13 protein-coding genes are annotated in these 12,981 nt (G+C 45.5%); 7 read left to right on the top strand and 6 right to left on the bottom strand.

From position 1 onward, the window contains the following. Nucleotides 1–46: 46 nt before the first annotated feature. From NDA06_RS02930 to NDA06_RS02920, 3 genes are all read left to right on the top strand, one after another. The gene (locus NDA06_RS02930; RefSeq protein ID WP_190984952.1) at nucleotides 47–982 is read left to right on the top strand and encodes a hypothetical protein; all 936 of its coding nucleotides are present in this window, start codon (nucleotides 47–49) and stop codon (nucleotides 980–982) included. Between the two features lie 19 nt (nucleotides 983–1,001). After that, nucleotides 1,002–1,700 (top strand): hypothetical protein, encoded by a 699-nt coding sequence (locus NDA06_RS02925; RefSeq protein WP_190984953.1) that lies wholly within the window; start codon nucleotides 1,002–1,004, stop codon nucleotides 1,698–1,700. 198 nt (nucleotides 1,701–1,898) lie between these two features. Next, complete coding sequence (locus NDA06_RS02920) at nucleotides 1,899–3,077, top strand: clostripain-related cysteine peptidase (protein ID WP_190984954.1); 1,179 nt, start codon at nucleotides 1,899–1,901, stop codon at nucleotides 3,075–3,077. Between the two features lie 42 nt (nucleotides 3,078–3,119). Here the strand turns inward: NDA06_RS02920 and NDA06_RS02915 are convergent, their stop codons facing one another. After that, entirely contained in the window at nucleotides 3,120–3,950 is an 831-nt protein-coding gene (locus NDA06_RS02915; RefSeq protein ID WP_190984955.1) for an ABC transporter permease, read from the bottom strand. Nucleotides 3,951–4,185: 235 nt separating this feature from the next. Here NDA06_RS02915 and NDA06_RS02910 point away from each other — a divergent pair, with 235 nt between their 5' ends. Together NDA06_RS02910 and NDA06_RS02905 are read left to right on the top strand one after the other, a co-directional pair. Further along, entirely contained in the window at nucleotides 4,186–4,908 is a 723-nt protein-coding gene (locus NDA06_RS02910; RefSeq protein ID WP_190434042.1) for a hypothetical protein, read from the top strand. A 235-nt stretch (nucleotides 4,909–5,143) separates the two neighbouring features. Beyond that, nucleotides 5,144–5,683, top strand: coding sequence for a DUF3172 domain-containing protein (locus NDA06_RS02905; RefSeq protein ID WP_190434040.1), 540 nt, complete (start codon nucleotides 5,144–5,146; stop codon nucleotides 5,681–5,683). 103 nt (nucleotides 5,684–5,786) lie between these two features. On the opposite strand, the gene NDA06_RS02900 is transcribed toward NDA06_RS02905, so the two are convergent. After that, the gene (locus NDA06_RS02900; RefSeq protein ID WP_199323992.1) at nucleotides 5,787–7,193 is read right to left on the bottom strand and encodes an AMIN domain-containing protein; all 1,407 of its coding nucleotides are present in this window, start codon (nucleotides 7,191–7,193) and stop codon (nucleotides 5,787–5,789) included. Between the two features lie 235 nt (nucleotides 7,194–7,428). On the opposite strand from NDA06_RS02900, the gene NDA06_RS02895 reads away from it, so the two are divergent. Then, nucleotides 7,429–9,003, top strand: a complete 1,575-nt coding sequence (locus NDA06_RS02895) for an ATP-binding protein (RefSeq protein WP_190984957.1) — start codon at nucleotides 7,429–7,431, stop codon at nucleotides 9,001–9,003. Nucleotides 9,004–9,005: 2 nt separating this feature from the next. Here the strand turns inward: NDA06_RS02895 and NDA06_RS02890 are convergent, their stop codons facing one another. After that, nucleotides 9,006–9,428 (bottom strand): pentapeptide repeat-containing protein, encoded by a 423-nt coding sequence (locus NDA06_RS02890; RefSeq protein ID WP_190984958.1) that lies wholly within the window; start codon nucleotides 9,426–9,428, stop codon nucleotides 9,006–9,008. Nucleotides 9,429–9,751: 323 nt separating this feature from the next. Here NDA06_RS02890 and NDA06_RS02885 point away from each other — a divergent pair, with 323 nt between their 5' ends. Further along, a complete protein-coding gene (locus NDA06_RS02885; protein ID WP_190429907.1) occupies nucleotides 9,752–9,967 on the top strand; it encodes an RNA-binding S4 domain-containing protein in 216 nt (71 codons plus the stop codon). 4 nt (nucleotides 9,968–9,971) lie between these two features. Here the strand turns inward: NDA06_RS02885 and NDA06_RS02880 are convergent, their stop codons facing one another. From NDA06_RS02880 to NDA06_RS02870, 3 genes are all read right to left on the bottom strand, one after another. Then, nucleotides 9,972–10,466 carry a hypothetical protein gene (locus NDA06_RS02880; RefSeq protein ID WP_190411775.1) on the bottom strand — a complete coding sequence of 165 codons (495 nt, stop codon included), beginning with the start codon at nucleotides 10,464–10,466 and terminating at the stop codon, nucleotides 9,972–9,974. Nucleotides 10,467–10,766: 300 nt separating this feature from the next. After that, on the bottom strand, nucleotides 10,767–12,020 hold the full coding sequence (locus NDA06_RS02875; RefSeq protein WP_242047374.1) for a pentapeptide repeat-containing protein: 1,254 nt from the start codon (nucleotides 12,018–12,020) through the stop codon (nucleotides 10,767–10,769). Nucleotides 12,021–12,219: 199 nt separating this feature from the next. After that, nucleotides 12,220–12,867 (bottom strand): pentapeptide repeat-containing protein, encoded by a 648-nt coding sequence (locus NDA06_RS02870; RefSeq protein ID WP_190411776.1) that lies wholly within the window; start codon nucleotides 12,865–12,867, stop codon nucleotides 12,220–12,222. Nucleotides 12,868–12,981 lie beyond the last annotated feature (114 nt).

Below are 12,981 nucleotides of genomic sequence, written 5' to 3'. Positions count from 1 at the left end.
TTTGATGAAGTTTGCTGCTAGCTCAGCGGTGCAAGGATGGTGAGAAATGCTGGGATGGCTCTTTGGAGATTTTATTAAAAAATTAGAACGTGCTTCTAAAAACGTTTCGCAGGATTTCGTAAAATCGGCAGGGAAAGAAATAGGTGAATTGTTTGATGAAAAACTATATCCTTTAGCTGACAAGCTTGATTACATAGCTCAAAACCGAATCAAACAAGCAAAAAATGAAATGGAGGAATTAGAAACTAAGACGATAGGTGATATCGAATCTCTACTCAACCAGAGTGATGAAAAAGTAAAGGATGCTTTAGAAAACATTAATCAAGTGCGAGTAGCAGCGCTTAGAGATGTAAGAGAAACTATCAGAATAGCTGACAACTATTTAGAAAATCGAATCAACCAAATTTCTTTAGTAGTAATGGAAGCCTTAAAGTTAGGTAGTCAATTTACTCCCGGAGAAATTAATAACAAGTTAATCGCACCAATGTTGGCGGAAATTAATTTGCTAGAAGAAAAATTATTTAAAGATGCTAATCAGCTTGTAGATAAGATAGACGAAGCGATAGACGGGAAACTTGAACAGATTCGGAATGAGTTAAAGAAGCATTTAGCTCACGCTTTGCCGAATCCTTTTGATAAATGTAGACAGAGGCTCAAAATTGGATTGAAGCCGGGTGCTAGGCTTTCGGATATTGAACTTTATGAACTAAGCGAATGCTATGAATTGAGCAAGTTGAATGAGAAAAGTTCTATTGACGATGTACTGAAAATTTATGGGCAACTTCAACACAATGCAGCGATGATGGCTGCTTTAGTCAAGAAAGCTCCAGAGTTGAAAAGGATAGCGATTCAAGATTGGCTCAAATATGGCGTACTTTGTGAGTTTTGGCGTGAAACAATCAAGACTTATGATTCTACCGATCCTCTTGTGCTAAAACCTGAGAAGTCGCAGCGATTTTTGACAGATAAAGAGGATACATAAAATAAGAAAGAGGTTTTTTATGAGTAAAGCTGGTGCTGGTGACTGGAAAACGCCACTGGGGTACTACGAAAGAGCGATCGCAGAACTAGAACGAACACGCGAACAGTTTCAAGCAGAACTACAGATATTAAAAGAGCTGCAAGCTTCTCACGCAAATCTGAAAGAAGAACTTCAGGCTGCTCAAACAGAAATAAAAGTTTGTAAGACAGAAATTAAAACTCTAAAAGATGAGCTTCAAGCTATTAAAGCAGAGCCTCTTGTGACAAAGGCAGAACTTCAGGCTACCAATGAACGCTTGGAGAATGCAGTAAAACAAGCCGAAAAAATAGCTGAATATGCTCACAAAGAATCTAAAAATGCTCAAGACACCGTTAAGGCGGCTTTTGTGGAAATTAAATCTCTTAAAGCTGGAATTGAAAATGGTTCAATTGTTGTTCAGAAAGCCTTAATGTTACAAGGTAAAGATGACAACCATTGGATGAGATTTTGCAAACTTGATAGCATAAATCATCATTGTTTCCAGGTATGGAAAGTTGATGATAAGACATGGCATAATGATATTCGAGTCAAGGCTGCAACATTTTTACGAGCCAGAGATGACAAGCATTGGATGGGATGTCATCGAGTTGATAGTCGAAACAATGATGTTTTTGATATCTGGAAAGACCAAAGATGGCACTCCACTAGCCGAGTGCAGGTAGCGACTCGGTTGAGGTAGAGGCTGAGTCAACAGAGCGATCGCAATTAAATCCTCTTCTGAACGTCCTTAGCATTTTGGCAGTTCAAAATTTAATCTTGCTGATGAGCGAATTGATAAGCACCGGCCAAGGAAAGCGCGTCGCTTGCTCTTGCGAGTTTGCTTTGCCAGGGGTTAACATCGAAGCATTCATCCATAATCACTGAGTTAACTAGCTCTATGAAGCGCAGAAAGTTGCTTCAGTATTCGGCGTTAGGTAGTGCATCCTTTTTAGGAAATTTGATTTTACTCAGTCAAAATCAGCCAGGTATTATTGCTACAAGTATGAGCAATAAGCGACTCTACGAATGGATTTTTTTATATTGGATGCCTTATGATAACGACCTTTCAAAGTTTGGCACTCCTATTATGGATATGCTTGCCAAAAGTGTGAAAAGCGACAATATTCTTGTAGCGATACAATCTGATTTTAGCGGAGCTAAAAAAATTTCAAGAAACATCCTTACTAAAGGAAATATTTCTACTCAAAGCTTAAATACAGCAAACAGCGCCAGTGAGGAAGCTTTTTCTGAATACCTTAGTTGGGCTAAGTCGCAATTTCAAGCTAAAAAATGGGCAATTGTATTCTTAGGACATGGGGGTCGTTTAGATGAAATTAGCCCAGATGAACACCCTGAACCAGGCTTGAATTTAAAAACTCAGTGGATGAATATCCAAAAATTAAGCGGTCTGATCGCAAATTTTAATCAGCAAGTAGGCAAGCGGGTGGAGTTAGTTTTCTTTCAAAATTGCAATAAAGGAACTATTGAAGCCAACTATACTTTTAGAGATACAGCGAAATATACTCTTTCTTCCCAATTACTGCTAGGTGTTCCCAATTATTATTACGAGCAATTATTTAATTTTTTGGGGCGTCAACCAGAAATTAGTGGAGGACAGCTAGCGGAAAAGATTATGGAGTTTGAATCTAGCGATATGTACCATAGCTATACCGCTATCAATAATCGTGCTATCACGCAACTATCTGCAAAAATTAATCCGCTTATTGATGCAGTTCTGGCAGCTAATATAAAAAATATAAATTTGAGCAATCTGACAACTTATAAGTATATGGGCGAACGGTTTGTCGATGTTGTCTCATTTTTTCAAACTATCACCAATCAGTCAGGCGCAAATCAAAATAGATACAATGAATTCGTTGATTTTTTAAATAATTCAATCATTTATAAAGTAAAACGAAATGGTACATTATTTCGCCCTATTCCAGAATATGAAAATTTTTCGGGGCTTGGTATCTTTTTCCCGGAAAGCAAGCAGGAGCTGGAAAAATACCGCGATTTCCAGGCTTTGGAGGACTTGAAACTTCTGAAACTTTTCGACGCAATTATCGTTAGCTGATTAGTTCAGGAAGGTGGACAGTGCCCACCCTTCCTGAACCAATTAATCTTGTTGATGAGCAAATTGATAAGCACCAACGAAGGAAAGCGCGATCGCAATCACCGCTAAAATCGGCACCGAGTACCAGGGAAACTGCGACATTGGCAAGTAAGCTGCGGCGCGTAAGCCAATACTGGTATAAGTCAGGGGCAACAGATAGACAACTATCTTGAGGGCAGCCGGGAGAGTGGCGGGATCGAAGAATGTTGCTCCTAAAAACGACATGGGGATGATTACAAAATTATTGTAAAGACCAACCGCTTCGAGCGATCGCACGCTTAAACCGACAATCACACCCAACCCAGCAAACACCGCGCAATTCAGCACGACCAGCAGCAGAAACAAAGGGTTCAAAAAACTCCAAACCTTGCCAGTAAAGAGTACCGCCACTAAAATCACCGAACCCGCCGTCATTAATCCCCGCACCACACCAGCTAGCATTTTTCCTAAGTGCAAAGCGAGAGGATGCACTGGTACCAGCAGCATTTCTTCAAAAGTTTTTGAGAACAAGCGATCGCCACAGATGGAAAATGTCGTGCCGGTGAAACTAATCACCATCGACGATAGCGCCACCATCCCCGGCAAAATGAATTCCAGATAGTTATTGTAATTACCGCTAATCCCCACACCAGGCTTGATAGAGCTACCCAACCCCAATCCAAACGCCAGAATGTAAATCAGAGGCGATATTAGCCCAGACGCCGCCACCTGCACAATTCGGACACGTAAATCTAACCAATCCCCCCAAAAAACGGTGAGACTATCGGCAATCAGAGTTTGAAACTGGGAGCTTTTTAAGGTTTTGCCCAGATGTAGCGACGTTTGTGATTTCACAGATGCAAGCCAACAACAGAGAACTGCTTAATTTTTACTTTACATTTAATCCAGTCCCCACCTAGCTTGGGACAGAAGCCAAGCAGAGGCGAGGAGGCAATGAGATTTCGCTCCCCTGCACCTCTGTACCGCCGCACCCCTGCCCCTCCTACACTCGTCAGTCGAAGGCAAAATCAGTCACAATAAATCAACGACTACCTTCCCGTGCAATAGATGGAGGCTGGAGGCGATCGCTGTGCTGCAAAGATTTCTAATCATTCTTGTAATACTTGTACCTTTGGTCATTGCCTATCTGGTTAATGAAAAACGGAAAGCCAAGATTAAACAAATTAAAAATAATACTGTTGTTTTGGTGAAAGGTGCAGAACAGAAGTATCCCAGCTTACCTCTGAAAAACTATGGAATTCCGCTGATGGTTAGGCGTCAGAATAGAGTCCAAGTTGTCTTTCCCAGGCTGACGCCTGAAGGGGATGTTGAATATATTTATTCCTGGCATCCCCTCAATGATGTGGAGGTGATTGAGCAAAACTCTAAAACGAACGATCCAAAGCTGACTACCATCAAAGAACTAGCTCCCATCATTCACGAACACTGGCAATTAGAGCCAGAAATGTCCGTACTTGAGGAGCAATATCGTAAAATTAATGACTTAGCTGATTTAGTCTCTACCTCTGATGTGTATTCTGTCCAAGTAGCTACCTATGAGAAAGCTTTACTTGAGGTTGAAAAGCTGTTAAGGAAAGCCGAACAGTTACAAAAAATATATGTTCGTTTAATTAGAGAGGCTTTAATTGGAGTTAAGGTAGCTGAGTACAATCCCGATCGGCTTATCGTCTCACATCTGGCTTTTGAGTTGCAGTATCAACGAATGAAAGAAGAATATCAACATCTCAAAGATGTCGCCCATGCCTACTCCCAATTGTTGAATGAAAGTAGAAACTTAGCGAGCGAGGAGTAAGCACTGGGGAGGCAAAGCAGCTACAGCTGCAAGAAATCTTGTAGAGACGCGATGCATCGCTTCTGGTAGCTGGGGAAACTGTAGTTTCAAACTCTTCGATGCCTCTTTGCCCCTTTCCTTCCTCTTTCCCCTTCTCTTCCCTTCCGCCTAGCGGCACAATCTATAGCCATACTGGGAGAAAGGAGAGCAGTTTGATTACTCCCTGTCCAGTAGGCGTGAAATTACCTAAGCGACGATGAAACGTAAATCTAGATACCCTGCCGATACTCCCTATAGTGCCCCTAAATCTGCTAAATCATCCCCTTTCAATTACACTTCCATCGCTTTGATCGGCGGCGTCTTCGTTCTGGGAATCGGGGTAGGGATTGGCTTTAGCTCTACAGCGACGTTTAGCCCAGAAAACGTCGCATCGCGTGATTTCATTGACCGCGCTGCGCCGAATCCTGAGCTTTGCGTGCAGTTTGGAGCCAGCGCGATGGTGATGGATACTCGCGTCTATGTAACCCTAAATCCCTTTAACGTTTATGTTTCCCAGCCCAATATGCGACCGGGTTGTGTTTTGCGTAGTAACAACTGGTCTATTTTGGAACAAAGAAAGCTGGTAACAGCGGATCAGGTGCGGGATTGCAAGAACCGGATGAACACCTTTGGCTATACCGGCAGTTTGGACGGGCAACCAGATATCCGCTGCATCTATCAGAATGATGGTGCCCAGAATTTCTTCCTGAATCAGCCAGGAGCAGGCGCACCGCCGCCGGAAACAAATAATTTCTAAGGGGAATGGCTAATGGCTAATCGGTAATCGGGATTGGTAATCGGGATTTGTTCGTTCCAATAACCCATTACCGATCGCCTTTGTTTGCCATTAGCAACTCACTTTACCGCCAATCTTCGCTGAGCTGAACTTGCAGTATTTGATTCGGTTGAATAATAGCGGTTTGAGGAGCTGTCAGATAGGTAGTGGCAGCACCGGCGGCAGCGCCTCCCAACAAACCGACGCCTGAAAAGCCTCCTAATAGCATGACGGCTAAGGCACCAATGGCAGAATTCCGGACAACTCGGTTCTGTGAAACTTGACGGTTGCCATCTAGGGAGTCTGATTGGGCGAGGAGGGGAAAATTGCGTCCACCCAGGCTAATCGCTTGGGTAATGAAGCGACTGCCGCGCCGGTCGATCTCAAAGCGTCCGATCACCTGCGTACCGACTGGGGCGATAAGTTTACCAGTGCGATCGCGTATTTCTTCCTCTAGCAGCAACACTTCCTGGCGCGAAACACCATCTCGCAGTGTTAAAACCTTGTCGCCCGGATAACGCAGGCTCAGCGGAGTGCCAGAAGGCAGCAGAACGTCTGGATTCAGAGATGCCGTTGGCGCTTGTATCGGTGCCGATATGGAGCTGGAAGGATCGGGCACAACCGTCGCCGTCTTAGGTAGGGGCGGCACGACAACCATTGGAGAGGCGGTGGTTCTCGGTGCGGCAGTTGTCGATGTGGCAGGTATTGACATGGGCACAGACGCACCCGCTTCTAGAGAAGGTACTGGGGCTACTCTGGTTCTCCTTGCAGGCACTTGGGGGGGATTTTCCGCCATCGGCAACGGTTGACCAAATTCAACCACTCTGGTGGCAGAGGAAGACTGAGGCTGTCTCACGGGTAGTGGTGGTGCTGTAGCGATCGCACCAGAAAGAGCAGGTACGCTCACTAACACAGGATTATTCGTCGCAATTCTCCCTGAAGGAACTGTTGGCGTCGCTAAATTGGGTAACGTACTTGAGTTATTCAGAGACGGCACGCTCACGACACCCGGTGTTGGTTTCTCTGGGAAGATAGGGGGAGGCAGGGACGGAGAAACCCCGCTCCTGCTGGGAGGCACTGCTTCTGGAGCGAGAACGTCAGCAATCAGGGGACGCAATACCCAGCGATTCCCAGGTTCTACTTGCAATTGCACTTGTTGGGGGGATAAAACTACCTCTGGTGCGAGATCCAGCACTATTCGGGTAATGCCAGCCTCGAACTGAGAGACTCGAATTTGGCGGATTGGGCCAGAGTAACTTTGTTGAGTTTCCACCGTTCCCACTTGAGTATTGGGTAAATCCAGAACAATCCGAGACGGTTGAGCCAGAAGAAAATAACGCGGCGTCGTTCCCTCATCCAGAGTGATTTCTAACTGATTCAGCGCTGGGTCAAATCGCCAATTTGTTAACCGGGCAGCGATCGCTTTTAACTCCATGCCGCTCCCCATAATCGCGATCGCGCCAACCAAACTAAGCGTTTTCAATCTACTCATAAAAAGTCGAAATCCCAGTATCAATTTTTCTCCCCACATCGCAATTGACTGAAATAACGTTCCAGATACAACAATTGTCTCCGTAATTTCAGCGATCTACATCACAAATAAAATGGATTTATATCACCAAATCATCACATAAAAGATCACACTTCAAACGCGAGTGCTATCACCCAGTAATTTCTCGGATGGTTTCATACTACGAGTATTGGCTAACTAAACTCTGAGACGTCCCATGTTCCTAAGCCGTGACAATGTGCCAATTGATGCTTCTAGCTGGGTGGAGCGGTGGAAAAAAGTCCAGAGAAAGCTTGTTAAGCGAACGATGCAGTTGCAGCAAGCCAATCGAGAACTAGCGCAGCAAATCACCGAGCGTCGGCAGGTGGAAGAGGCTTTGCAGCAAGCAGAGGAAAAGTATCGGAGTATTTTTGAAAACGCTGTCGAGGGAATATTTCAGACAACCCCGGATGGGCGTTACATGAGTGTGAATCCAGCACTGGCAAGGATTTACGGCTACGCTTCACCGGAGGAACTAATTGCCCATCTAACGGACATCAAGCACCAGCTGTACGTAGATCCCAATCGGCGTGACGAATTTCTGTATTTACTGCAAGAACACGGTTCGGTGAGTGGGTTTGAGTCTCAGGTTTATCGAAAAGACGGCAGCATCATCTGGATTTCGGAAAATGTACGGGCAGTACGCCAAGAGCTGCGATCTGCAAAGCAATACGAAACGGTAAGCAGCTATAGTGTGGCATACACTAAGGACGAGCAGTGCTTCGGTCATACATTATGCGATCGCGCCGGTGCCTTACTCTACTGCGAAGGCTTCGTCACCGACATTACCGAACGAAAATCTGCTGAAGCAGCCTTAAAAGCATCGGCAGTAGAATTCAAACAACAAGCGAACCATCTGCAATTAGCCCTTTGCGAACTTCAACAAACCCAGACGCTTCTGATCCAAAGTGAAAAGATGTCTAGTCTAGGGCAGTTAGTTGCTGGGGTTGCCCACGAAATCAACAACCCAGTCAACTTTGTTTGCGGCAATCTGGTTCATGCGAATCAATATGCCCAAGATTTGCTAAACCTCCTACAGCTTTATGGCAAACATTATCCCCAACCAGTGCCTGAGATTGAAGAGGAAGCTGAGGCAATCGATCTGGATTTTTTAATTTCGGATTTCCCCAAAACCCTGTCTTCCATGCAAATCGGGGCTGACCGCATTCAGCAAATTGTTCAGTCCCTGCGAACCTTCTCGCGGATTGACGAAGCCCAGATGAAGGCAGTTGATATCCACGAAGGCATTGACAGCACTCTACTGATTCTCCACAGCCGCTTGAAATCCAGAGGAGTCAATACGGGGATTGCCATTCTCAAAGAATACGGCGATTTGCCATCCATAGAGTGTTACGCCGGACTCCTCAACCAAGTATTTATGAATCTCATTTCTAATGCGATTGACGCCCTGGAGGAGACAGAGGCGCGAAGAGGCAGCGCACAGGAGATGCTACATTCTTCCTTGCTCGGCTCTTCCCCGGCTCCCCTGCCTTGTATTCGGATTCGTACCGATGTCCTCGACAACGGAAAAGCAAGTATCCGGATTATCGACAATGGCCCCGGAATGAGCGAAGAAATATGCACTAGAATTTTTGAACCTTTCTTTACGACAAAGCCCACTGGTAAAGGCACGGGGCTGGGTTTGTCAATCAGCTATCAAATCATTGTCGAGAGACACGGCGGCGTTTTGAAGTGTAATTCAGCACCAGAGCAGGGAACCGAGTTCGTCATCGAAATTCCGATTCGGCAGTAAATTTAGGAATAAGTATCTTTTAGCAGGTTGGTACCGTCTAGTTTCGCGCCCGTCAGGTAAGCCCCCCACAAGTTTGCTCCGTCCAAGTTTGCCCCGCTCAAGTCTGCTTCTGTCAAATCTGCCATTTTCAAGTTTGCCCCGCTCAAATTGGCACCCCTGAGATTTGCCCGAAACAAATTCGCTCCACTAAGATTCGCCCCGCTCAAATTTGCTCCACTGAGATTGGCTGTGCCTAAACTTGCCTCCATTAAAGAGGTTTGGCTCAGGTTAGCTCCACTCAAGTCAGTTTCGCTGAGCGATCCCTCCTGGAAGTTCGCTAGACTCAGATTTACGCCTTTAAGATCGGTTCCAATTAAGTCTGCACCTTTAAAATCTCGTTCTCCCGCCGCATATCGCTCCAGCAGTTCATCCTTCTCAACGATCATCCACTCCTCCTTTTCTGGTTGGTTAATGTAGCTTGGCGCAACTGCTGAAATTTTTGGTAGTGGTAAATCTGTAGCGCTCGGTTGGGTTTTGAGGCAGCAAAAGAGTTTTTTGTTTCAAAACTCAGACGCGAACTGACAAGTCAGCGCTAGGCTAACGCCTCGCTTCGCTGTTTTCATGCCCAAAGGGCTGTACGCTATCGCTGCAAGTCTTTTCCAACTTAAAACTTTTTACCACTTACCCAAAAACTGTTATTCCCATATCAATTAGGATTGCTATATTAGCCCTCAGCATAATACGGTTACGTTGGAGTGCAACACTTCTTATGGCGGTAAATGACAGCACAATTAAGCTCGATCAGTTTTTAAAGTGGGTAGGGATGGCGCAGACGGGTGGGCAAGCTAAGCTTTTGATTCAACAGGGTTTTGTTCTAGTCAACGGCACCCTGGAAACCCGGCGAGGACGACAGTTAGTTTCCGGCGATCGCGTAACGGTGGGAAAACGAACTGTTGAGGTTGAGTTGAACAATGTTGAGTCCTAGCAACTTAGAAATTTGTTCCTTTTAACAGATGTCGTCGGATTGCGTTGACGTAAGCAAAGACTGGAAATTGATAATACTCAACAACAACATCTACGACAAAAGCAAGATGAGCTAAAAAGGTTAACCCAATCCAAAGAGTAGGCACCCAAGATAAGGGAGTACCGGGTATTGGGGGGAAAAAGTAGGTAGACAAGGCAACAAGAGTAGTCGGTAATAAGACTAAGGCAACTGCTGCCAACCCAACACCCCAACCCAACTCATTCCCCTTACGATGGGCACCTTGCCAAGTTCGACCATTCCAGCGCCAAGTTATTGGTGATGCGCTATCTGCCATTTTCACAGATTGTTGAATCGGATCGGCAGTGAAAATATGATTGCAAAAGTTACAAGCCCATGCCTCCATTAAGGGCATTGCTGCAATCTCACCGTGCCGACAAACTGGACAAGTGTAAACGCCGTCCAACCTAAAATTGTTGTCTGGATTTATTGAATGAAACATCCGCTTAACAAGTATGAAAATTAATCAAGGCTTTCTTTGAATTATAATAACAACCAAATATTTGCGGTTTAATCGTTGGAGTGATTTATGATTAAATCTAGACAATTTATATAAAAAAAAGACTGAAAATTTTTAATATTTATGCAGAAAAAGATTGGTGGATAGATAAAAGTTTAATCTTATCGTTGTTGCTGAAGCAGTGATTCAAGAAAGTTTGATGGGTTTACAGTGGCTGAAAATGCTGCGGTTAGTGGCTGATTTTATAGCTGGAGTGGTGACGCTGAGGTAGCGAAGCGATCGCTAGTCCTCCTCAAAAATTGCCCCTCGCTGCTTGAGATCGAGCTTCATTGCCTCAGAAAGCCCCAAAACTCCTTCAAACAAAGCATCTTCCACATTTGCACCCTTGAAATCGGCACGCTTAAGCTCAGCATCTTTGAAATTTGCGCCGCTCAAGTTAGCACCGCTTAAATCAGCATCGCTGAGATTGGCAGCCGTCAGGGAGGCATTCGTCAAATTGGCATTGGGAAGGTATGCACTGGTTAAATTTGCACCGCTAAGGTTAGCACTGGTTAAATTGGCACGGGGCATTTTAGTTCGCAAATCTGCTTGAGTAAGGTTCGCGTGCAACAGATGAGCATCTCGCAGATTCGCATTACAAAGGCAGGCATAGGAAAGGTTGGCACCGCTTAAGTTGGCACGGCTCAAGTCGGCAAAGGTGAGATCGGCATTGCTGAGATTGGTATGATTGAGGTCAGCGTTGCGGAGGTTGGCGCTGCGAAGGTTGACACCACTCAAGTCGGCTTCAGCAAAATCCTCAGATGGATTGATGCCCAGCATCTTCGCGCCGCTGATGAAGTCATCTGCCTTGGCTGCTGCCAACAGTTCCCGTATGATTGTCAGATACTGCTGCTGGTAATCGCGAGCTGCCTGCAAGTCTCCGAGGGCGGTGTAAGCAAGTCGGAGATTTTTAAGCGCCTGTCCTTCCCCTCGAACGTCTTGTAATTCTTTGGCGATCGCTTTTGACTGGTGAAAGCAGAGAATCGCTTTTATATGTTCTTCCAAAGAATGATAAGCCGCCCCTAAATTCGAGAGCGTTTGCACCTCACCTGGACGATCTTGGAGTTCCCGCACAATCGCTAACCGTTGTTGCTGGTACTCAATCGCTTGTGTATCCTCACCGAGAATGTAGTAAGCATTTCCCAGATTTCCTAGCGCATTTGCCTCGCCGCGCCTGTCTTGGATACGTTGAGCTATACTCAAGTGCTGTTGATAGAATGCGATCGCCTGAGGTAAATCTCCTAAAGCCTTATACGCAGCCCCCAAATTGCCTAAAGCCGCTCCCTCAACGATACTCGCTTCGCTGCCTCGACAGAGGCTAAGTGCCTGTTGCCAAGACTGCATTGCCTCTTGTAGAGATGTAAGAACCTTTGTTTCTACATACGTCTGATATTGCTCAATTCCTTGTTTCAGTAGTCGGTTCGCTTCGTCGATCATCACCGCAATGTACAGATGAAGTAAAGCTTTTCGAGGCTCAAACTTTTCGCTCCCCAGCATCCTCTTCACTCCCGAATCTTCGCCAACAAGGCAGGAAGATTAATTTTTTTTAGGCTGGAGAGGAGCTGGCTCCCCTTCCCCGTAGAAAACATTTATTCTGCTTCCCTCTCCTTGTAGGAGAGGGTTAGGGAGAGGTGGGAAGGGGCTGAGGGTTAGGTTTTTTTGAGTCCACTGAGAACCGCTAGCAGCAGAGATTTTCTCAGGCTTTTGAAGCCATGCGCTCCGCACAGGTTCCAGTCAAACAAGCTCGATCCAAAGTTACACCAGTCAAGTTAACACTATCTAACTCAGCGCAGAGCAAATTTGCTCCTGTCAAATTTGCTCCGGCAAGATTTGCACCCCGCAAGTCTGCTTCTTCTAGATTTGCTTCGCTAAGCAAAGCGCCACGTAAATCCGCTTGGCTTAAGTCTGCACCTTGCAGATTGGCACCGCTCAAGTTTACACCCCGCAAGTCAGCGCTTCGCAAATCCACGCCTTGCAAGTTGACACTCATTAAGTTGGCACCACTCAAGAAAGCACCAGCAAAAGACGCTTGAGTGAGCTTGGTTCCCATCAAGTTAGCGCCTCGCAAATTTGCACCGCGCAAGTCAGCACCGCATAAGTCAGCTTGCATCAAGTTAGCGCCCAGCAGGTTTGCCCGCAAGTCAGCGCCTACAAGTTGCGCTTCGATTAAATTTGCACCATCAAGACGGGCGCGTTCCAAGTTGGAGCCACTAAAATTTGTGCCGACGAGGTTGGCACCGGCGAGATTGATACCTCGCAAATCTACTCCTGAAAAATCTTCATCTTCTAAATCTGTACCTGGCAGTTGCTTGAGTTTGCCGGAGCGAATTGCTTCAATGTCCATTTGCTAATTGCTAATTGCTAATTGAAGGATTGCTAATGAGGAAAAAAGTTTTAAGTTGTAAAAGGCTTGCGGTTATCGCGTCTGAGTATGGCATTAAAAAGCTCTCTTTTCACT

Origin of the sequence: Trichocoleus sp. ST-U1 (assembly GCF_039961835.1) — a bacterium.
Lineage (GTDB): Bacteria > Cyanobacteriota > Cyanobacteriia > Cyanobacteriales > FACHB-T130 > FACHB-T130.
This window is presented reverse-complemented; position numbering and strand designations above follow the sequence as displayed.